At 68.7% G+C, this 20,418-nt stretch carries 17 protein-coding genes; 5 read left to right on the top strand and 12 right to left on the bottom strand.

The genetic code is table 11. The features are described from left to right. Positions 1-34: 34 nt before the first annotated feature. The 3 genes from ACGF7Y_RS08235 to ACGF7Y_RS08225 all read right to left on the bottom strand — a co-directional run bounded on the left by ACGF7Y_RS08235 (position 35) and on the right by ACGF7Y_RS08225 (position 3,776). Entirely contained in the window at positions 35-724 is a 690-nt protein-coding gene (locus tag ACGF7Y_RS08235) for an esterase/lipase family protein (protein WP_393230684.1), read from the bottom strand. Positions 725-838: 114 nt separating this feature from the next. Further along, a complete protein-coding gene (locus tag ACGF7Y_RS08230) occupies positions 839-1,624 on the bottom strand; it encodes a tyrosine-protein phosphatase (RefSeq protein WP_393230681.1) in 786 nt (261 codons plus the stop codon). Continuing rightward, on the bottom strand, positions 1,614-3,776 hold the full coding sequence (locus ACGF7Y_RS08225; RefSeq protein ID WP_393230678.1) for a pyruvate, phosphate dikinase: 2,163 nt from the start codon (positions 3,774-3,776) through the stop codon (positions 1,614-1,616). Before ACGF7Y_RS08225 ends, ACGF7Y_RS08230 begins: the two co-directional genes overlap by 11 nt. A 281-nt stretch (positions 3,777-4,057) precedes the next feature. Here ACGF7Y_RS08225 and ACGF7Y_RS08220 point away from each other — a divergent pair, with 281 nt between their 5' ends. Then, positions 4,058-5,653, top strand: coding sequence for a FadD3 family acyl-CoA ligase (locus ACGF7Y_RS08220; protein WP_393230675.1), 1,596 nt, complete (start codon positions 4,058-4,060; stop codon positions 5,651-5,653). A 243-nt stretch (positions 5,654-5,896) separates the two neighbouring features. On the opposite strand, the gene ACGF7Y_RS08215 is transcribed toward ACGF7Y_RS08220, so the two are convergent. The 4 genes from ACGF7Y_RS08215 to ACGF7Y_RS08200 are packed head-to-tail and all read right to left on the bottom strand — an operon-like array spanning position 5,897 to position 9,977. Beyond that, positions 5,897-6,715 carry an SDR family NAD(P)-dependent oxidoreductase gene (locus ACGF7Y_RS08215; RefSeq protein WP_393230673.1) on the bottom strand — a complete coding sequence of 273 codons (819 nt, stop codon included), beginning with the start codon at positions 6,713-6,715 and terminating at the stop codon, positions 5,897-5,899. A gap of 58 nt (positions 6,716-6,773) precedes the next feature. Further along, positions 6,774-7,505, bottom strand: coding sequence for a glucose 1-dehydrogenase (locus ACGF7Y_RS08210; RefSeq protein ID WP_393230671.1), 732 nt, complete (start codon positions 7,503-7,505; stop codon positions 6,774-6,776). Then, a complete protein-coding gene (kstD, locus tag ACGF7Y_RS08205; protein WP_393230669.1) occupies positions 7,505-9,208 on the bottom strand; it encodes a 3-oxosteroid 1-dehydrogenase in 1,704 nt (567 codons plus the stop codon). Before kstD ends, ACGF7Y_RS08210 begins: the two co-directional genes overlap by 1 nt. A gap of 13 nt (positions 9,209-9,221) precedes the next feature. Beyond that, entirely contained in the window at positions 9,222-9,977 is a 756-nt protein-coding gene (locus ACGF7Y_RS08200; RefSeq protein ID WP_393230666.1) for a glucose 1-dehydrogenase, read from the bottom strand. Positions 9,978-10,194: 217 nt separating this feature from the next. On the opposite strand from ACGF7Y_RS08200, the gene ACGF7Y_RS08195 reads away from it, so the two are divergent. From ACGF7Y_RS08195 to ACGF7Y_RS08180, 4 genes are read left to right on the top strand one after another with little or no spacing between them, the layout of a single operon-like run. Next, a complete protein-coding gene (locus tag ACGF7Y_RS08195; protein WP_357030635.1) occupies positions 10,195-11,322 on the top strand; it encodes an LLM class flavin-dependent oxidoreductase in 1,128 nt (375 codons plus the stop codon). Positions 11,323-11,357: 35 nt separating this feature from the next. Further along, positions 11,358-12,116, top strand: a complete 759-nt coding sequence (locus tag ACGF7Y_RS08190) for a glucose 1-dehydrogenase (protein ID WP_393230662.1) — start codon at positions 11,358-11,360, stop codon at positions 12,114-12,116. A 16-nt stretch (positions 12,117-12,132) separates the two neighbouring features. Then, on the top strand, positions 12,133-13,080 hold the full coding sequence (locus ACGF7Y_RS08185) for an alpha/beta hydrolase (protein WP_393230659.1): 948 nt from the start codon (positions 12,133-12,135) through the stop codon (positions 13,078-13,080). A gap of 31 nt (positions 13,081-13,111) precedes the next feature. After that, a complete protein-coding gene (locus ACGF7Y_RS08180; protein ID WP_393230656.1) occupies positions 13,112-13,465 on the top strand; it encodes a VOC family protein in 354 nt (117 codons plus the stop codon). 59 nt (positions 13,466-13,524) lie between these two features. Here ACGF7Y_RS08180 and ACGF7Y_RS08175 read toward each other — a convergent pair whose 3' ends face one another. From ACGF7Y_RS08175 to ACGF7Y_RS08155, 5 genes are all read right to left on the bottom strand, one after another. Beyond that, positions 13,525-15,090, bottom strand: coding sequence for a flavin-containing monooxygenase (locus tag ACGF7Y_RS08175; RefSeq protein WP_393230653.1), 1,566 nt, complete (start codon positions 15,088-15,090; stop codon positions 13,525-13,527). 628 nt (positions 15,091-15,718) lie between these two features. Beyond that, complete coding sequence (locus tag ACGF7Y_RS08170) at positions 15,719-16,243, bottom strand: hypothetical protein (RefSeq protein WP_393230650.1); 525 nt, start codon at positions 16,241-16,243, stop codon at positions 15,719-15,721. A 218-nt stretch (positions 16,244-16,461) separates the two neighbouring features. Continuing rightward, entirely contained in the window at positions 16,462-17,034 is a 573-nt protein-coding gene (locus ACGF7Y_RS08165) for a GNAT family N-acetyltransferase (protein ID WP_393230648.1), read from the bottom strand. 60 nt (positions 17,035-17,094) lie between these two features. Next, positions 17,095-18,522 (bottom strand): phytoene desaturase family protein, encoded by a 1,428-nt coding sequence (locus ACGF7Y_RS08160; protein WP_393230645.1) that lies wholly within the window; start codon positions 18,520-18,522, stop codon positions 17,095-17,097. A 26-nt stretch (positions 18,523-18,548) separates the two neighbouring features. Next, positions 18,549-20,369 carry a DUF3556 domain-containing protein gene (locus ACGF7Y_RS08155; protein ID WP_393230644.1) on the bottom strand — a complete coding sequence of 607 codons (1,821 nt, stop codon included), beginning with the start codon at positions 20,367-20,369 and terminating at the stop codon, positions 18,549-18,551. Between the last annotated feature and the right edge of the window lie 49 nt (positions 20,370-20,418).

Genomic DNA, 20,418 nt, shown 5'->3' with positions numbered 1-20,418 from the left:
GGATGCGAGACGGGGTCGGGGGGAGCTCAGCCGACTACTTCACGAAGTCGCGCACGCCCTCGAAAACCGGCGATGCCGACAGCAGCGCGATATGGCCGAGGCACAGCGTCTGGGTGTTGGTGGCACCGCCGAGAATGGTGCTCGCATCGGGGTTGATGATCTCGTCGCACGGTGACCACCAGGTGCCGTAGTTCACCCGGCCGGGGGTCTCGTCGGTGCTGTTGAGTTCGGCCAGGAAGGCCGAGCCGGGCCGCATCTCCTCGCAGGAGGCGTCGAGGCATCCGTTGGCGACGTCGGTGCCGTGATTGGGGCCGGCGATGGAAACCCAGTCGTCGACAGAATCGAGGCCGTCGAGCTTCTTCAGATACCAGCGACTGTTGAGTCCGCCCATCGAGTGGGTGATGATGTCGACCTTGGCGGCACCGGTTTTCGCGCGCAGCGCATCGACCTGCGCTTTCACCTCCAGCGCGATGTCCTTGTTCGACTGGGTGGTGTTGTAGCTGAATCGTGCCATCTCTTCCGCGGAGTACCCCGCGTCCCGGAATCGGCCCCACATGTAATTCCAGTCCGACGCCGACCCCTGCCAGCCGTGGACGAAGAGGATCGGATCTCGCGCCGGCGCCGCAGCCGCCTGTGGCGTGGCGATGCCCAGTGAAGCGGTAGCCGTCGCGACCAGTGTGATCGCGGCCATCACAAGGCGGCGCTCGATCGATGTGTTGTGCATGAAGTGACTCCGATCTGCTCGCTGCACTGCGAGCAGACAGAAGATAGCGCGAGGGCTCATCCGGGGTACCGGGAAACTTGGTTACTCGATTTGCCGCCAGTTCCCACCACCGCGCTATCCGCGTGCGATCAGCACTTCGCGTAGCCGGGCCAGTTCCGCGGTGGTCAGCCCGCCGACCAGCAACCATTCGGCCGCGCCGCCGTGTTCGGCGGACAGGTTCGCGAGGAAACGTCGCATCACCTCGGCCTCGACGCCGAGAATGCCGGTGCTGACCGGGGGCAGTCCCGCGTAGGAGGGGAGCGCGTCGAGCCGGTCGCGGACCCGGTGCATGCGTTCACCGGTCAGCGCGTAGTCCGCCGCGATCGCCTCCGGCGGAACGCCGACCGCGTCCAGGAGCACCGCCGCGAGCAGGCCGGTGCGATCCTTGCCGGCGGCACAATGGAACAGCACCGAGTGACGGCCCGTGTCGACGACCAGCCGCACGGCCGCGACGATGGAGTCGGCGCTGCCCGCCAGCAGCTTGTCGTACAGGTCCGCCAGATCGACCCGGCTGGAGTCCGGCACCAGATCCCGTGCCGCCAGCGAGGATTGCGGCGACTTGCGCACCGGCAGGCAGACCCGCCGCAGGTCGGCGGTGGCCAGCAGTCCGTAGCCCTCGCGCTCGACTTCGTCGGGCAACCGCAGATCGATCAGCGTGCGCAGACCGATCGGGCCGAGCAGTTTCGCCATATCGGCTTCGGTGAGGTTCTGCGGCGTGCTGGAACGGTAGACCACCCCGAAACGGGTGGTGCCGCCGCCCTGCACGGGTAGCCCGCCCAAGTCGCGCACGTTGTCGATCTGGGCGAACTCCACCCACCGGTCACCGGGCACGGTGGATTCGCCCGCGAGGTCAGTGGGCACGGCCGGCCGCCGCCTCGTCGGCGCGGTTCAGGCCGCACAGTCCGATCAGGTCCTCGTGCAGCTCGAACCACACGGTGTGGTAGCTGTCCAGTACGGGACGGGCGACCCAGGAGTGGTCGCCGGCCGCGATCCGCTCGATCGCGTGCGCGAACCGACCGGAATACCGTGCCAGCCGCGGTGCGACATCGCCGATCCGCCGCAGTAGCGGTTGCACGCCGCGGTGCAGTTCGGCCAGCCGGGTCAGGACAGCGCCGTCGTACTCGGCGTCGGCGTGGTCGTTGACGGTGGCCGGATCCTTCATCTGCCACGCGGTCACGATCTCTTTCAAAGTGCCGTTGAAAGCACAGAATTCGGCGTAGACCGAGGCGATCGCGGCGCGGTCCACCGCCCGTCGTTCCGTCGCCAGCAGACCGTCGAGGTGCTGTCTGCCCTCCGGGGTGAGACGCACACCGATCGGCGTCGCGGCGCACCAACCCTCGGTCACGAGCTCCTCGCATCGGGCGGCGACGGCCTCGGCCGACGCGCCTGTGCCCGCGGCGAGCGCGTCGTGGGCGGCCCGGCCTTTGATCCCGATCAGCCGTAGCAGATCGAGGTCGGCGACCTCCGTCACCGCAGGCGGGAGTGCCACGGTTACCTCTGCCGAGGCGTCGGCCGCGCGCGCGTCCAACCACGCCGCGAACCCGTCGATGTCGGTGCCCGCCCAGCCGGCCAACCGGCCGACGTCCGCGAGAGTGCTCCCGTCGACGGGTTTGCCTTCTACTCGACCCGGCCACACCGTGCCCGCGCCGCCGTCCACGGTCACCACCTGGCCGGTCAGCGCCGCGACGACGCCGGGACCACAGCCGACCACACACGGCCTGCCGATCTCGCGGCCGACCAGCGCGGCGTGCGAGGTGACACCGCCCAGTTCGGTGACGATCGCCCGGGCGGCGATCATGCCGTGCAGGTCGTCGGGGCTGGTGGTCGGGCGCACCAGAATCACGTCCTCGCCTGCCTCCGCGCGGCGCTCCGCCTCGTGCGGATCGCTGACGACGACACCCGCCGCCAATCCGGGACAGGCTGATTCGCCGCGCGCCAGCGGCGTCCCCGCGTACTCGCCGCTCGCCGGGCGCAGCACGGCACGCACCTGATCGGCGGTGACCCGCGCCAGCGCCTCCTCCGCGCCGATCAGGCCCTCGTCTGTCATGGCCACCGCGGCCCGCACAGCCGCGCGCGCCGAGCGCTTGGCGGGGCGGGACTGCAACAGCCACAGGGCGCCGGATTCGACGGTGAATTCGATGTCCTGGATATCGCGGCCATCGCGTTCCAGCAGGCCGGCCGCCGCGACGAGCCGGCTGTGCACCTGCGGCAACAGGGTGGCCAGCTCGTCGAGCGGCCGCGGTGTGGTCCGGCCGGACACCACGTCCTCACCTTGCCCGCCGACGAGCCATTCGCCGAACATCGCGCGCTCACCCGTGTTCGGGTTGCGGCTGAACAACACACCGGTGCCGGATTTCTCGTCGAGATTGCCGAAGACCATGGCTTGCACCGTCACCGCGGTGCCCAGGGTTCCGGACACGCCGCGATTGCGCCGATACGTCTGCGCGCGGGGCGAGTCCCAGGACCGGAACACCGCGCTGATGGCCGCTCGCAGCTGCTCCCAGGGATCCTCGGGCACCGCACCGGCCGGGTCGCCCAGCACGGTTTCGCGATACTGGGCGCGAAACCTCTCCCGGGTGTCGACCGCGTAGTCCGGGTTCCCGGTCTCCGCCGCCAGCGCTGCCGCGACTGCCTCGTTCATGCCGAGGTTCAGCACCGTGTCCATCATGCCCGGCATGCTCACCGCGGCGCCCGAACGGACCGACACCAGCAGCGGCCGGGCGCCGGACCCGAAGACCCGGCCGGTGCCGCGCTCCAAGGTGGCGATTCCGGCCCGAACCGCCCGCCAGATGTCCTCGCCGATCACCCCGCGCGCCGAGAAGTCGGCCCAGCCCTCGATGGTGATCACGAAGGCGGGCGGCACCGGAAGACCCAGCGCGCGCATCCGGTTGACGCTCCACGCTTTCCCGCCGATGCTTTCCCGCGACAGCGCGCAGGCGCCGTCGAGTTCGACGACCGGCGCCGCGCCCGCTGCCTCGTCGTTTCGCTCCGCTAGCTCTGCTCCGGCGGTCATGTCACTCCTTTGCGATCACTGCGCATTCCGCGCCTCAGTGCGATTCGGCCTCGTGCACCCGACCGGGCGCGAACCGCGGCGCGCACACCTGTAGCTCTGTTCGAGCCTGCCGTGCCGCCCGTCATCGGTCGTACCCGAGGTCCCGCTGAGCAGGATCGAGCTCCGTCGAAGCCCGGCGTCCACGGCGCGGTGCGGGCGCCGTGTGGAAAGACGTTCCCGGTCAGCGGGATATGTGGCGGCGATCGGACCGGATGGAACGGCGGGTGCGGCACCATCGCGGCATGGATCGACGGCGTGCGGCGACCGGTGAACTCGCGACGGTTCCCGCGGTGCTGGCCGACCGGGCACGACGCGACGGCGCGCGGGTAGCGCTGCTGGGGGCGGAGGGCCCGCTCACTTACGCCGAACTCGCCACGGCTGCGCGGCGCGTCACGCGGGCGGTGATGTCGCGATCGGTGGCGCCCGGGGATCGAGTGGCGATATGGGCACCCAATACCGCGCGATGGGTCATCGCGGCGCTCGGCGTGCTCGGCGCGGGCGCGACCCTCGTGCCGATCAGCACGCGGCTACGCGGTCCCGAAGCGGTCGACATCCTCGCGCGCAGCCGGTGCCGCATGCTGCTCACCGTTGGCGATTTCCTCGGCAACGACTACGCGGGGATGCTGCGGGAAGCGGGGCGTACGCTCCCGGAGCTGCGGACCACCGTGAAACTCGACGACACCGCTGAGGCCGATGATCTCTCGTGGGCTCGGTTCCTCGCCCTCGGCGGCGAAGTGCCCGTCGCCGCGGCCGATGCGCGGAGTTCGTCCGTGGACCCGGAATCGGTCTCCGACATCCTGTTCACCTCCGGCACCACGGGTGTTCCGAAAGGTGTGCCGGTCACCCATCGGCAGACGATCGAGACGTTCACCCGCTGGGCCGATACCGTCACTCTCTCTGGCGACGACAGATACCTACTGGTCAACCCGTTCTCCCACACCTTCGGCTTCAAGGCGGGGATCATCGCGTGCCTCTCGCGAGGCGCCACCATGGTGCCGGTGGATCGATTCGATCCGGAACAGGTGCTCGGCGTCATCGAGCGTGAGCGGATCACCGTGCTGACAGGGCCTCCGACCCTCTTCCACGACCTGCTCGCCCACAATCGGCGCGGGACCCATGATCTGAGTTCGCTGCGTCTGGCGGGTACAGGTGGTTCGAGCGTGCCGACCGGATTGGTGGAGCGCATCCGGGATGAACTGGGTGTCGACAAGGTCTTCACCGGATACGGACTGACCGAATCGACCGGCGTCGCCACAATCTGCTCACCCGACGCACCCATGCACGTCATCGCCGTCACCGTGGGAAAAGAACTGCCGGGTACGCGGATTCGTGTCGTGGACAGGTCCGGGCGGACCGTACCGGTCGGTGAGCCCGGCGAAATCGTGGTTCGCGGCCCCAACGTGATGCACGGTTACCTCGACGACCCGCAAGCGACAGCGGCCGCGATAGATTCCGCAGGCTGGCTGCACACCGGCGACATCGGCGCCGTGGACGCCGAAGGCTACCTGCGCGTCACCGACCGCCACGCGGACATGTTCATCGTGGGCGGATTCAACGTCTATCCCGCCGAAATCGAGCAGATCCTCCGCACGCATCCCCGCATACAAGACGCCGCCGTAGTCGGCGTTCCCGACGCCAGGCTCGGCGAGGCCGGCTTCGCCTTCGTCGTCCCGGCCGGACCCGCCGACCTCGAGACCACGGAGATCATCACGTGGACCCGGACCCGAATGGCCGGGTACAAGGTCCCACGTCACTTCGAGTTCGTAGCGGAACTACCCCGAAACGCCGACGGCAAGGTGCTCAAACGCGTTCTGCGCTCACGTCGGGCACAACGATGAGCGGTGCTCGAGATGCGCCACATGAGGATCGACCCGCGTACCAGCGGGATGCGGCAACTGATCGAGGCGTCGCCCGAGAAATACCGAGACCAGCCGAACTCGCCTGCACGTCACGCAAAACACGCAGTTGAGCCGTTTCGCGCCGCCTGACACCAGCGTAGAGGCGTTCGGCCCGTAGGTGGCCGGAGCCGTAGCACTCGCCTACCGGCCCAAGGACTCTCCGGCCACCCGCCGGACGCACTGTCAGGCGACTTCGTTCTTCATCTGAGCGGTGAGGATCTTCTGGTAGCCCGCGCCGAAAATTCTGGGCAGCCAGTCGATCACGTGGGCGTCCGTGCCGATCAAGATCTTCGCTTTGTTCTTGCGGATGCCGTTGACGATGACCTGGGCGGCGTGCTCGGGGGTCGTCTTGGCCAGGCGGTCGAAGTTGGCGGCCAGGGCGTCGCGGTCGCGATCGCCGCCCGCGCGCGCTTTCCAGGCGATCTCGGTCTTGATCATGCCGGGGTGCACGCTGCTGACGCCGACCGCGTGACCGGCGATGTTCATCTCCTGCCGCAGCGCGTCGGTGAAGGCGCGAATGGCGAATTTCGTCGCGCTGTAGGCACCTTGGCTGGGGCACGCGGCCAGGCCGAACATGCTCGACACGTTCGCGATGTGCCCGTCACCGGAGGCGATGACGTGGGGCAGGAACGCCTTGGTGCCGTAGGCGACGCCCCAGAAGTTGATGCCGACGATCCATTCGAAGTCCGCCCAGCCGAGTTCTTCCACGTTCGCGGTGAGCGAGACTCCGGCGTTGTTGACGACCAGATTGATCCGGCCGAAGTCCTCGGCCACCTCGTCGGCGTGGCGATAGACCGCCTCCCGGTCGGTCACATCCAGCTTGTAGGCGCGGGCTTGCGCACCCTCCTCGCCACACAGCGCAGCGGTCTCGGCGACGTTCTCCACGTTGCGGCCCGACAGTGCCAGGCGGGCGCCGCGGCGGGCGAGTTCGATCGCCAGTGCCCGGCCGATGCCCGCGCCCGCGCCGGTGATCACAGCGGTTCTGCCCTCGAAGTTCTTCACGGTTGATTTCCTTGTCTCGCTCGGCGGTCGGTCCGCCGGGTTGCCCTGCCGGACGTCGTCACAGGGACGTGTAGCCGCCGTCGGCGACGAATTCCGAGCCGGTGCTGAAGCTCGACTCGTCGCTGATCAGGAACAGCACCAGGTTCGCCAGTTCCTCCGGTCGCCCGGCCCTGCGCATCGGCTGATTGCCCGACATGCCCTGCGAGCGCGTGGAATCGGCGGTCATCTCCGTGGCCACCACACCGGGATGCACCGAGTTGACCCGGATGTCGTCGGCGGCGAACTCCTGCGCGGCGGTCTTGGTCATGCCGCGCACGGCCCATTTGGACGCGGTGTAACCGAGGATGTTGGAGAAGGCGATGATGCCGCCGATCGAGGAGATGTTCACGATGGAGCCGCCGCCTGCCCGGCGCATCGACCCCAGCACCGCCTTCATGCCGAGGAACACCCCGACCTGATTGACGTCGATCACCTTGCGGAAGTCGGCTTCCGACAACTTCTCGATCGGATCGACGTGCACGATGCCCGCGTTGTTGACCAGACCGGAGACCGGCCCGAAAACCTTCTCGGTGTAGGCGATCACGTCGTTCCACGCCGACTCGTCGGTGACATCCAGCGGCAGGAAGGTCGCGGCGTCGCCCAGCTCGGCGGCCAGCGTCACGCCTTCGTCCACCAGCACATCGGTGATCACCACCGTGGCGCCCTCGGCGACCAGCCGCCGCGCGAAGGCCGCGCCCATCCCCCGTGCGCCGCCGGTGACGATGACGTTCTTACCGTCGATCCGTCCCATCAACGCTCTCCTTCCACTGCGTGCCGCGCGGTCGCGCCAGGCTGGTTGTCGGCGAGGTGACCGGCCGCGATGTAGCCGAACACCATGGCGGGCCCGATGGTCGCGCCCGCGCCCGCGTAGTCGTTGCCCATCACCGAGGCGGAGTTGTTCCCCGCCGCGTACAGGCCCGGGATCGGCCGGTCGTCGGAGTCGAGGACGCGAGCGTGCTCGTCGGTGACCAGACCGCCCTTGGTGCCCAGATCGCCCGGCACCATCTCCACGGCGTAGAAGGGGCCCTGCTCGATCGGGGCCAGACACGGATTCGGCCGCACGGTCGGGTCGCCGTAGTACCGGTCGTAGGCGGAATCGCCGCGCCGGAAGTCCTCGTCGCGACCGGCGCGGGCGAAGCGGTTGAAACGCTCCACCGTCGCGGTCAGCGCCGCAGGCGGCACACCGATCTTCGCCGCCAGTTCGGCCAAGGTCTCGGCCTGGTCGATGATCCCGGCATCCGCGTACTTCTGCGGGAGCGGACGTTTGGGGAAGTTCCCCAGGAACAGGTACCGGTCGCGGAAGCGCTGATCCATGATGAAGTACGCCGGAATGTGCCCGACGCCCGCCGCTTCCTGCTCGTACATCTTGTGCACCACGTTCACGTACGGGGCCGATTCGTTGACGAACCGTTCGCCCGCGTGATTGACCATGATGCCGCCGGGCTGGGAACGCTCGGCCAGGCAGAAGAACGGCGGCCCGTCGGGATTGCGCACGGACGGGCCCCACCAGGCGTCGCCCATGAGATCCACCGCGCCACCGGCCTTCTGACCCGCGACGATGCCTTCACCCACGTTCTCGGTGGCGCCCACCGTCCACTCGGTGGACTGTGGCCCGCTCATGTACTGCTCGCGCATCCGCAGGTTGTGCTCGAAACCGCCCGCCGCCAGCACCACACCGCGGCGCGCCTTGATCACCACCGGCGTGCCGTCGTGCTCGGCGCGCACACCGACCACCGCGTCCGCCTCCGTGATCAGGTCGGTCAGCGGCGTGTTCAGCCACACCGGCACTCCGGCGTCACGCAGCGACAGCCACAGCCGGGCCGCGAGCGCCTTGCCCAGGCTCAGCGGCAGCCGTCCGCGTAGCTTGTTGCCCACCGCTTGCATACCGACCCTGATCGCGGTGCGCTTCCCGGCCCAGGTGCGGGCGATCATGTTCAGATCGTGGAAGTCGCTGACGGTGAACGCGATTCCCTTGGGGCCCGACATGGTCGGCTGATTGATCTTGTGCAGATCGCCGCCGAGCAAGCGTCCGTCCAGCGGCGCGGGTTCGATGCTGCGCCCCTGGGCCAGACCGCCGGGGAACTCCGGGTGATAGTCGGAATAGCCGCGGTCGTAGACGAACTCCCAGTATTCGCTGCGAGCGCCGAGGTAACGCATCATCTCGGGGCCGCGTTCGAGGAAGGCCCGCTGTTTGGCCTCCGGAACCCGATCACCCACCACCGCTTTCAGATAGGTGCGGGCCAGTTCCGGGCTGTCGGGCACGCCTTCGCGCTGCAACACCGGGTTGTTGGGGATCCAGATACCACCGCCCGACCGTGCCGTGGACCCGCCGAAGGATCTGCTCTTCTCGATCAGCGTCACCGACAGTCCGCGGTAGGCGGCCGTCAGAGCGGCCGTCATGCCCGCGGCGCCGGAACCGACGACCACCACATCGAATTCGAATTCCTGAGTCATCGCGTCGCTTCCGTCAGTAACCGCAACCGGTCAGCATGCCGCCGTCGACGACGAATTCGCCTCCGGTGCAGTAACTGGCCGCGTCGGAGGCCAGGAACACCGCCACGTGGGAGACCTCGACGGGCTGTCCCCAGCGCGGGATCGGCAGGCTCGCGAAGAAGCCGTCGCCGTCGACGCCGGAGGCTCCGGACACCGCGGCGGTCATGGGTGTGGCGATGCCACCCGGGTGCAGCGAATTGACCCGGATACCCAAGTGCCCCAGCTCGCGAGCGGCCGACTTGGTGATGCCGCGGATGGCGAACTTGCTCGCGCTGTAGGCGGACAGACCGGCCGCGCCGACGAACCCTTCCACCGAGGAGACGTTCACGACCGATCCGCCTCCGGTTTCGGCGAGCGCGGGCGCGGCGGTCTTGATACCGAGCCAGCTGCCGGTCACGTTGACGTTCATGATCGTGGTGAAGTCCGCCAAGGCCATCTCCGCGATCGGGACGAACCGCAGGATGCCCGCGTTGTTGACCACCGCGTCGAGCCGCCCGTAGTGGGTGACCGCCTCGGACACCGCCGCGGACCAATCCGCTTCACTGGTCACGTCGTGGTGCACGTATCGCACCGCGGAACCCAGCTCCGCGGCCAGCGCCGTTCCCTCGTGGTCGAGCACGTCACCGAACACCACGCGCGCGCCCTCGGCCACGAACCGCCGCACGTGCTCGGCGCCCATCCCCCGCGCCCCGCCGGTGACCAGCGCCACCTTGCCGTCGAGTTGTCCCACCGAATTCCGTCCTCTCACCGTCGCTTGCTCACCGACGCTAGGTCGCCCATCGAGGCGCGGCACCGGACCGTCCCGGCCACCGGGACTAGGGCCTGACCTGAGAAGTTCCGCCGGACATATTTCGATTAGGCATACCGCTGCCGGCTGTCCCGCACCGGGACCAGACACCCCGACGAAACCCGAAAACGCCCGATCGGGCACTCGATAAGGAGACCGGATGAAGTTCTCGATGATCTTCGAAGCCCAGATGGCCGACCCATCGCGCGAGCACGAGCACCAGGTGCTGCGCGACTGCGTCGAGCAGGCGGTGCTCGCCGACGAGATGGGGTTCGACACCGTGTGGGCGGTCGAACACCACGGGCTGAAGTGGTACGCGCACATGAGCGCCCCGGAGGTCTTCCTGACCTGGGTGGCCGCCAAGACCGAGCGGATCCGGATCGGGCACGGCGTGGTGTGCATGCCGTTCAACTTCAACCACCCGGTGCGCGCGGCCGAACGCGCCGCGATGCTCGACGTGCTGTCCGGCGGACGGCTCAACCTCGGCGCGGGCCGCGGCGCGACGCCGGTGGAGACCTCCATGTGCGGTGTCGACCCCGAGCGCACCTACCAGGAGGTCGAGGAGTCGCTGCGGATGATCGGCAAGGCGTGGCAGGATCCGGAAGCCGAATTCGAGTACAACGGCGAGCTGTTGCAGGTCTCGCCGCATTCACTGCTGCCGCGGCCGGAGCAGTTGCCCCATCCGCCGCTGTTCATGGCCTGCACCAAGAAGGACACGCTGAAGATGGCCGCCGACTACGGAATCGGCGCGCTGGTGCTGGGTTTCGCGGGCGTGGAGGAGATCGCGGAACTGCGGCGCACCTACGACGAGGCGATCGCCGCGCGCACGGGTGAGCGTTTCGTGTCGACCGTGGTGAACGATCATTTCGCGGCGCTGTGCCCGACCATCGTTCTCGACGACCGGGAGAAGGCCCAGCGGATCGGCGCCCGCGGGCAGCGCTTCTTCGCGCAATCCATCAAGCACTACTACGGCGCGGGCCCCGCGCCCGACGAGGCCGTCGACCCGAACGCCGACGAGCTCGCCGCGATCAAACAGGCCGCCGACGACCACGTCGCCTACCTGCACGAGGCCAAGATTCCGGTGCAGACCGGCGCCACCTCGGTCTTCAACGCCGACCACGCCTACGGCAGCCCCGAGGACGCCATCGCCTACGTCGAGCGTCTGCAGGCCGCGGGCGCGGACGAGATCCTCTGCCTGATCCAGATGGGCACGGTGCCGCAGGAGGCCTGCCTGGAGACCATCCGGCACTGGGGCGAGAAGGTCATCCCCCACTTCCGCAACAGCTGATCTCGGCGATCGCCGACGACAACGAGGAGTTCGACATGGTTGACCTGAGTGGAAAGGTCGCCCTGATCACCGGCGCGGCCCGGGGACAGGGCGCCGCCGAGGCACGGTTGTTCGTGCAGCGCGGCGCCCGCGTGGTGATCACCGACGTTCTGGAGGAAGAAGGCACCCGGCTGGCCGAATCACTCGGCGCCGCAGCACGTTTCGTGCGGCACGACGTCGGCAGCGGCGGGGACTGGGAAGCCGCCGTGGCCGAAGCGGTTTCGGCGTTCGGCAAGCTGGATGTCCTGGTGAACAACGCCGCCATCTACACCGCGAAGCCGCTGGCCGAGACCACGCCGGAGGAATTCGAGCGCATTCTGCGCGTGAACCTGATCGGGGCGTTCCGCGGCATCCGGGCAGCGGTCGGTCCGATGACGCGGGCGGGCGGAGGCTCGATCGTCAACATCTCCTCGCAAGCGGGCCTGGAAGGGTTGATGGGTCACGCCGCCTACGGCTCCTCGAAATGGGGACTGCGCGGCCTGACCAAGACCGCCGCGCTCGAGCTGGGCCCGGCCGCGATCCGGGTCAACTCGGTGCACCCCGGCCCGATCGCGACGCCGATGGTCCCGTACCTGACCACCGGGTCGGGCAGCTTCCCGTCCTTGCCGCTGCAACGCACCGGCGTACCGGAAGAGGTTGCCGAACTGGTCGCGTTCCTGGCCTCCGACGCCTCTGCCTACATCACCGGCGCCGAGGTGACGATCGACGGCGGCTTGGCAGCGGGCAAGTTCCTGCCACCGGACGCACAGCAATAGCGAAGGAGCGAGCCTGATGCCGCTGACACCCGAAGCGCAGGTGGTCGTCGATGCCGCAAGCGCCGCGTTTCCCGCGTTGGGCACCGAAGTGCTCGACGCCACCGAGGCACGGCGGCTGCTCGCCGCGCGTGCCGCACCGGCCGCGCAGCCGATCCCGGTCGCCCAGGTGTGGGAGCGGCGGATCCCCGGTCCACCGGGCGCACCCGACGTTCGCGTCCGGATCTATCGGCCCGCGAGCGCCGTGGCGCCGGCGCCGACGGTGGTCTTCTGCCACGGCGGTGGGTTCGTGATCTGCGGCCTCGACAGCCATGACCGGTTCTGCCGGGCCATGGCCGTCGGAGCGGACGCGGTCGTGGTGTCGGTGGACTACCGGCAAGCGCCCGAACACCGGTTTCCCGCGGCGGCCGAGGACGCGTACGCGGCGCTGTGCTGGGTCGCCGACCACATCGCGTCGCTGGGCGGCGATCGCGCCCGCCTCGTGGTGGCGGGGGACAGCGCCGGCGGCAATCTCGCCGCCGTGACGGCGTTGATGGCACGAGATCGCGGCGGCCCCGAGATCGCCCGGCAGCTGCTGCTGTATCCGATGCTCGACCCGGCTTGCGACAGCGCTTCCTACCGGGAGAACGCCGACGGCTATTTCACCACCGCCGCGCACCTGCGCTGGTACTGGCGCCAATACCTGGGCTCGCACGACGGCGCCGACCCGTACGCCGACCCGCTCGACGCCGACCTGTCCGGACTCCCGCCCGCGCACATCGTCACCGCCGAATTCGATCCACTGCGCGATGAGGGCGAAGACTACGGGCAGCGGCTGAGGCGAGCCGGTGTCGCGGCCGAGATCCGCCGATACGACGGGATGTTCCACGGCTTCATGAGCATGGCCGACACCCTGCCCGAGGCGGTACTGGCGAACACCGCCGCATACTCGGCCGTTCGTGCCGCCTACGCCCAGCGGCGTCCCTGACCGCGCCCGCACACACTGTTACGGAGCACAGATGACGATCCAGCGAATCGGCCCCGCCTACCCCACCGAAGACCTGCCCACCACCGTGGCACTGCTGACCGCCGTTTTCGGCGCCGGGCCCACCGTGGTGGACGGCGACCGCTGGGCCCAGTTCGACAGCAATGGCGTCCGGGTCATGCTCGCGGGCACCGACCGTGACGACGACACCCCGTTCCTCGCGATCAAGGTGGACGATCTGGATCTCGCGCTGCACCGGTTGCGCACCGGAGGTTTCGAGGTCGCGCAACCGGTCACCGGACCGCACGAGCGCCGCGCCGTCATACGGCCGACACCCGGTTCCGTCTGGCACATCGCGCTCTACGAACCGAGCACCGCCCAGACGTGACGCGACCGAGCCACGCGGACACCGAAGTAGCGGTGCGAGCGCGGCTCGGCCGAGACCGCTCATTCGGCGCGGATCACCGTCGGTTCTTCGGATTGCACCGACGGCGCGGACTTCCTCGTCCACTTCACTCGTTTCGGGCGCTTCCGATCCGGCGTGGCCGGATCGGACGGAACGGTGCCGAACGATTCGGACGGCGGTCGCCGCATAGCGCGGTCGAAAGTGCGGGCCGAGGCAGGCCACGGATTGGTGACGCGCCCACTGTCGTGCTTGTACCAACTCGGTCCCACGGCGGGCCAGACCGTCTTCGCGACAGCTCGCTCGATCCACTCCTGGTGTGTCCGCATCGCGGACGCGCGGACTTCGATCGTGGTGGCGCCGATCCGGTCGCGCCAGCGCAGGCAGCGAATGATGTAGTCGATCTGGCATTCCTTCATCCCCGGATTACTTCCCGCGGGGTTGAAGCTGTTCGGTCCGGCGATCAGGAAGGCGTTCGGAAACCCGGGGACCGCCACACCCAGCAGCGCTGTCGCGCCCGAGCGCCATTGGTCGTGCAGGAGGACTCCCCCGCGTCCGCGCACGGTGATCGGAACCAGGAATTCCGGAGCGCGGAAGCCGGTGGCGTAGATGATGACGTCGGCCCGATGGTGCGCGCCGTCGGTGGTGAGCAGTCCGTCGCGGGTGATCCGGGCGATCGGGGCGGTCACCAGCTCGACATTGTCCCGGGTCAGCGTCGAGTAGTAGTCGCTGTCGAAGATGATGCGCTTGCCCCCGAGCGGATAGTCGGGTGTGAGTTTCGCGCGCAGCCGTGGGTCCTCGATCCGGCTGTGCAGATACCGGCGGGCAGCCCATTCGGCGGGACGCGCCGACCAACCCCGGCGCATGATCGGCGCGAGCACGACGTCGGCACCGTAGTACAGGGCTCGGCGGTAGAGACGGTGGGCGCCGGGAAGCCGCAGCACCGTTCGGGCGAGCGGTCCGAAATCGGCCGGCGGTTTGGGCAGTACCCAGTGCGGTGTGCGCTGGAAGACACGGACGTGGCGGGCGGTCGCGGCCAAGGTCGGCAGCATCTGCGCCGCGCTCGAGCCCGTGCCGATCACGGCCACGTCCACCCCACGTAGGTTCTGGCCGTGGTCCCACCGCGCGGAATGGAAGGACGGTCCGGCGAAATCCGTCCGTCCGGCGATGTCGGGAACGTTCGGCCGGTGCAGCTGTCCGACGGCGAAGATCACCACGCGGGCGAACACGCGCTGTCCATCGGAGGTGGTCAGTTCCCAGCCGCCCTGGTCTTCCAGATAGGTGGCCTCGCTGATCGCGGCGCCCAATCTCAGGTGCGGCGCCAAGCCGTGGTCGGCGGCGACCTGGCGCAGGTACTCCAGGATCTCCGACTGGCGCGGAAACCGGGTGCGCCGGCTGCGGTAAGGGGCGAACGAGAACGAATACAAGTGGGACGGCACATCACAGGAGCACCCCGGATAGGTGTTGTCCCGCCAGACCCCGCCCACGTCGCCGCCCCGCTCGAAGATCACGAAATCGGTGATCCCGGCCCGTCGCAACCCGACTCCCATCCCGATGCCGCCGAACCCCGCGCCGACGACAGCCACCTCGCAGGTCATCGCGTTTGCCACCCCTCCTCCTTCACAGCGCATAGTCAACATTGAGCTACCTGAACTCTTCGTTGGCTGAAGCGCTGCGGATGGCAAGATCGTCGAGCTGGGTATTCGGCCACCCATGGCGAGCCAGAAGTGCGCGGCCCCACCGCAAAAGGCTTCGTGACACGATCAGCGGGACGATGCCCGGCGACCCGTCCGCGGCCGCCCGACAACCTGCGGCGCACAGTTCGTCCCCCGATTTCCGAGCCGAACAGCACACCTTTCGCTATCCAGAGGAAGCGGTATAGACACGCATCGTTCCAGGCCGGAGGCCCTGTCGGCTTCCCGCCGAATCGCGCACGAGATCCCGCGCCCGGCTAGACCACACCACACCGGCGCGCTCCGTCGCCGAGCGCGTGACCGCGGGACAGGTTCGTCGGGGCGCTCGGCAACGGCACATCACCATTCGCGGTCCGAGCGATCGATTTCGTCGGCCGAGACCGAAATCGGCTGAAGCACACCGAGTAAGAGGAACATGCCACCGGCGCCGACTCCGGCTCACAGCGGCGACGCCACAGGCGCGCAGGAGAACCCGACTCCGCCCTTCAGCGGCCCGAGCATCGCTCGGGTGAGTTCCCGCAACTCGGGCCGCCCTCCCCGCTTCTCACGCCGTAGTAGTAGCGGTCAGGTCGTCGAGCAGAATCATGACCTCCCCTTCCCGCTTCACCACCTCGCCGAGCCGGATCGTCAGAGCGACGAGGTCGCTGTCGTCCACGGGGTCGGCCGGTTCGTGCTCGAGACGCTGCCATTCACCGGCGGCGGAGACGCTGCCGAGGATCAATTCTCGCTCGCCGTGTCCGGCGCCGTGCAGTCGCGCGGACACCCTGATCGAGGCGTGCGGCGAACGCACCCACAGGCGCAGGGCCGTCAGCCGTCCGGCGATCGAGAACGCCTGCCCGGGTTTGGCCACGAGATCGACCTCGAGATCGTCGGTCGCCGACCGGACCAGTAGGACCAGCGCCCGGTGGTCGGCGCCCGCGACGCCGTCGGCGTACACGCCGGGGCGCTTGCTCGGCGCGCCTTCGGCGAATGTCGTGAGATGCGTCCGGTCCGCACCGGCCCCGGCGATCTCCCACCTGTCCTTGCTCTCGAAGTCGTCCAGGAGCACCTCGACCGAAGCGTCCGACATCCCCGCCGTCCCTTCCTCCGCGCCGGACATTTCTCCGGCCCCGCGCAAACCCTACAAGTCACCGAATATGGTTGCCGCGCCGGAACGGAGGACGCACCCGCGGCACCTCTGCGTGCCGGTTCCACCGACCGGATGCGCCGGGTGTCAGCCGGACACGGCGTTGGACCCGGCCACTACCGGCACGAGGTACGTTCGTGCGAAATCACCGAGTTGCGTGATCACCGCCGCATGACCCAGTACATTCCGCGACCGGACTCCGCGGGCGCAGTCCTTTCCCGTGGCTCGATCCGATCCAGCCGGTAGCCCAGCCGCCGGGCGACCGCGGCACTGCGGATATTGGCCTCGTCGCAATGGATCTCGACACGGTCGACACCGGGTAATGCCAACGCGATACGGGTCAAGGCGGCCGCGCTCCGGGTGATCACTCCCCGGCCGGAGTGCGCGGTGTGACACCAGTAGCCGATCTCCACGGCTCCTGCGCCGAGCCGGTCGTGCAGACCGATCGCGCCGAGCACGTTGCCCTCGGCGTCGAAGATGCCGAAGTTGAAGCTTCCGGCGGCGCTGGGCCAGCTCTCGTCCGTTTCCCGGCCGAAGGCGCGTTGGCCCTCCAGCGTCGCCGGTTCGGGCAGCCAGTCCATCCAGGGGTGGATCTCGTCGAACGACGCGTTGATCGCCGCGAGCCGCGGCAGCAGATCCTCCGGCAGCCAACGCCGCAACAGCAGTTCTCCGACTTCGATTCGTTGCGGTGGCCCCACACCCGGTGCAAGTGCGTAGCGCGGTTCGATGTCCATGCCCGTCTATGGTGCTCGTTCGGCGCATAAGCGGGCAAGCCGATAGCGGCGTGCGCGACGCTAGGACGGCTCTGGAATGCCCGCTTGCCGCAGAGCCCGCTGCGCGGCGTTCGCCCCGCACATGCCGTGCGCACCAGGGCCCGGCGGTGTGGCCGCGGAGCAGAGATAGTGGCCCGGCACACCGATGTCATAGGGTTGCAGAGTCTTTCGAGGACCGAACAGCAACTGCGGAATGTCTTTCGCCCCCGTCATGATGTTGCCGCCCACGTAGTTGGGGTTGTACTCGGCGAATCCCGCCGCGCTGCGCACGCTGGTCCCGGCTATGCGGTCGCGGAAACCGGGAGCGAAGCGTTCGATCTGGGCGGTGATCGCCGCTGTCGCGTCGCCGGGATAGCCGTGCGGCACGTGGGCATATGCCCAGATCGGATGGATGTCGCCGGCCGACCGTTGCGGATCGGCGAGGTACTGCTGGCCTACCAGGACGAACGGGCGTTCGGGCATGCGTCCCGCGTGGATCTCGCGTTCGGTGGCGGCGATCTCGGTGAACGTGCCGCCGAGATGCACCGTTCCCGCCCGTCGAGCCGTCTCCGCCGTCCACGGCACGCCGCCGTGCACGGCGAAGTCGACCTTGAACGCGCCCGGTCCGTACCGGAACGCGCGGTAGGACCTCCTGACCCGAGGGGGCAGGCGCTCACCGAGGATGTCCGCGACCGCGGTGGGCGCGAGGTCCCACATCGTCAGTCCCGCCTGCGGCAGATCGGACGCCGATCGCACGTGGACACCCGTTTCGATCTTCCCGCCGAGGTCACTCAGCACCGCGGCCATGGCTTCGGTGATCCGTTGCGATCCACCGGCGGCGACCGCCCAGCCGTAGGTGTGGCCCGCGGTGAGGATGCCCAGGCCGACGCTGGCGCTGAGCGGCCGATGCAGCGGGTGGAAGGCATGCGCGGCGACGCCGCCGAACAGTCCCCTGGCCTGCTCGGTACGGAACAGGCCGGCAAGCAGCGTGGCCGAGGCCAGGGCAGGAATCCCGAACCGGGCCAGCCGGATCGGATGGCGCGGCAGGCGAAGCAGCGGCCGCATGATGTCGGCGCTCATCCGGTCGTAGCCCGCCACCGTCCGTTCGAACAGCAGCCGCCATGCCCGGCCGTCGCCGCCGAGACCGGCCGCGGTCTCGGCGACCGAGCGCAGCAGCACGCCCGCGCTGCCGTCGTCGAGCGGATGGACGCAGTCGATCTCCGGCCATGCCCAGGACAATCCGTAGCGTTCCAGGTCCAGGCCGCGCAGGAAGAGAGAGCCGACCGCCATCGGGTGGATGGCCGAGCAGTGGTCGTGCAGCAGACCGGGCACGATCGCCTCGCTGGTGCGGGTGCCGCCCCCGATCTCGTCGGCGCCCTCCAGCACGGTGACGTCCAGTCCGGCCCTGGCCAACGTGATGGCCGCGGCCAAGCCGTTGGGGCCGCTGCCGACCACGACTGCGGTGCTCATATCGCTCTCCTGTCCGTGCGAGGGCCTCAGCCGACCGGCTGCGGCGCGAGGACCCGAGTCGGGTCGTCCGGCGGCATCGGCACCGTGTAATCCGCGCGCCGCCAGGTCACCTCGTGCGGGATCGGGCCGTCGGGCAGCCACGGCTGCGTCTCCACCGCGTCGCGCACTCGCCAGGTGCCGCGTTCGACGACGCCGAGCGCCGCGTCGATGACCTGATACCGCTGGATACCCCGGTGGATGGGCTGCGACTCCACCCACACCACGATCCACTCGCCAGGCGCGAATCCGACCCGGGACTGCACGGCCTCGATCAGATCCAGGTTGTGCAGGTGGCCGTCGCCGAAGTTGAAGCCGATCAGCGAATTGCAGCCGAACTCCGCTTCCCGGACGGTCCACCGGTCGATCGCGGGAATGTGCTTGTACAGCAGCGAGAACAGTCCGCGCCCTTGACTGTGCATCGAGCGCCACGCGATGGTCTGCTGCATGGTGATCTCCGCGACCTCGGGCGGGTAGCCCATGGCCTTCAACTGGTCGATCTGATTCAGCGTGGGCCGGTGCGCGATGGTGTTGAGCTTGTCCTCCGCGCCGGGCGCGAAGGCCCACAATGCGGACGCCCAGTTGCCGGCGTACTGGCGCATCGACGGCAGGAACGACACCAGATCCGGGCGCAGATTCCCGAGGATCGGGAAGAACACCAGCGCCGCGACGATCACCAGCGCCAGCCACGGGGAGGAGATATCACCGAGGCCGTACCCGCCGCCGTTGGGGAAGCCCAGGAACAGGAACACCGTCAGGTACGCGAACAAGACGTTCCACTCCAACGGCACCGCCAGCGGGAACGTCGAGGTGATGAACGCGTGGAAGACCACCATCAGCACCACACCGGCCAGCGTCAGCCGGTGGTCGGTGGAGAACAGCAGCACCAGCGGTGTGACGATCTCGACGGTCGTGCCGCCGACATGGGCCAGGAACGAGGCGACTTCGGAGGGGCGGATGTCCCGGGGGAAGTCACGGTAGTGCAGCCGCTTGACCCACTTGGCGGGCACGCCGGGGCTGTTGGAGACCATCGGCGGTACCACGTTGCTGAAGTGCCGCCCGAACTTCGACACACCCGCGCCGATCCACACCGCGCAGATCAGCAGCTTGGCGGCGATGATCATGTCGGCGAACGGCAACGCCGCGAAGAACACCAGTGCGGGCAGGTACTGCTCGCCGCGGGCGGCGAGGAAGATCGTCTTGTCCCGCAGGCCGCACAGCACGTACAGCGCGATCGGAGCGATCAGCAGCGCGGGATTCACCAAGCCGGAGGCGTTCTCGGGCAGCACCGCGCTGAGCGAAGCGCTCGATACGCCGGGCAGCACGATCGCTGCCAGCAACGTCGCCAGGAACGCCAGGTACAGCAACACATCGATGACCGTGCGGGTATCACCGCTGGTGAACGGCACCCGCCGCCACGGCCGCAGGCGGATGGTGCCGGGGCGCGCGTAGAACAGGATGCCTCCGGTCATGGGCTTGAACTTGCCCGCGAGCGGCCCCCACGACCCGGCGATGCCGATCGCTTCGATCAGGACGGTCCACAACACGAGCTTCTGATAGACGACCGGCTCGTTCCACCATGCCGAGACATCCCAGAACGGCCCGACGCCGGAACTCCAGGTGGCCACGGCGACCCCGCCCAGCACCGAGACCAGCAGCACCTTGAGCAGATAGATCGTATGGATCATCTTCGGCGTGCCGAAGCCGTATTCGGCCCAGTGCAGGGCGAGCGTTCGCATCCGCTCCCGCAACGGTTGGTCGAGGAATGTCGTCACGTCGACGGGCGGAAAATCCGCTGTTTTGAATCCCATTGTTCGGCCTTTCTCATCCGATGAATCGAGCGCATGCGAGGACCCGGGT

Origin of the sequence: Nocardia sp. NPDC047654 (genome assembly GCF_043205035.1) — a bacterium.
Classification (GTDB): Bacteria; Actinomycetota; Actinomycetes; order Mycobacteriales; family Mycobacteriaceae; genus Nocardia.
Note: the sequence above shows the minus strand (reverse complement) of the source record. Positions and strands in the feature narration are given on the sequence as shown.

Bases quoted from the DNA above. Each gene is read 5' to 3' on its own strand.
- kstD (WP_393230669.1), bottom strand. From the start codon at position 9,208: ATGACTCAGGAATTCGAATTCGATGTGGTGGTCGTCGGTTCCGGCGCC.
- ACGF7Y_RS08155 (WP_393230644.1), bottom strand. From the start codon at position 20,369: ATGGGATTCAAAACAGCGGATTTTCCGCCCGTCGACGTGACGACATTC.
- ACGF7Y_RS08170 (WP_393230650.1), bottom strand. From the start codon at position 16,243: ATGTCGGACGCTTCGGTCGAGGTGCTCCTGGACGACTTCGAGAGCAAG.
- ACGF7Y_RS08195 (WP_357030635.1), top strand. From the start codon at position 10,195: ATGAAGTTCTCGATGATCTTCGAAGCCCAGATGGCCGACCCATCGCGC.
- ACGF7Y_RS08225 (WP_393230678.1), bottom strand. From the start codon at position 3,776: ATGACCGCCGGAGCAGAGCTAGCGGAGCGAAACGACGAGGCAGCGGGC.
- ACGF7Y_RS08190 (WP_393230662.1), top strand. From the start codon at position 11,358: ATGGTTGACCTGAGTGGAAAGGTCGCCCTGATCACCGGCGCGGCCCGG.
- ACGF7Y_RS08220 (WP_393230675.1), top strand. From the start codon at position 4,058: ATGGATCGACGGCGTGCGGCGACCGGTGAACTCGCGACGGTTCCCGCG.
- ACGF7Y_RS08165 (WP_393230648.1), bottom strand. From the start codon at position 17,034: ATGGACATCGAACCGCGCTACGCACTTGCACCGGGTGTGGGGCCACCG.
- ACGF7Y_RS08160 (WP_393230645.1), bottom strand. From the start codon at position 18,522: ATGAGCACCGCAGTCGTGGTCGGCAGCGGCCCCAACGGCTTGGCCGCG.
- ACGF7Y_RS08235 (WP_393230684.1), bottom strand. From the start codon at position 724: ATGCACAACACATCGATCGAGCGCCGCCTTGTGATGGCCGCGATCACA.
- ACGF7Y_RS08180 (WP_393230656.1), top strand. From the start codon at position 13,112: ATGACGATCCAGCGAATCGGCCCCGCCTACCCCACCGAAGACCTGCCC.
- ACGF7Y_RS08210 (WP_393230671.1), bottom strand. From the start codon at position 7,505: ATGGGACGGATCGACGGTAAGAACGTCATCGTCACCGGCGGCGCACGG.
- ACGF7Y_RS08185 (WP_393230659.1), top strand. From the start codon at position 12,133: ATGCCGCTGACACCCGAAGCGCAGGTGGTCGTCGATGCCGCAAGCGCC.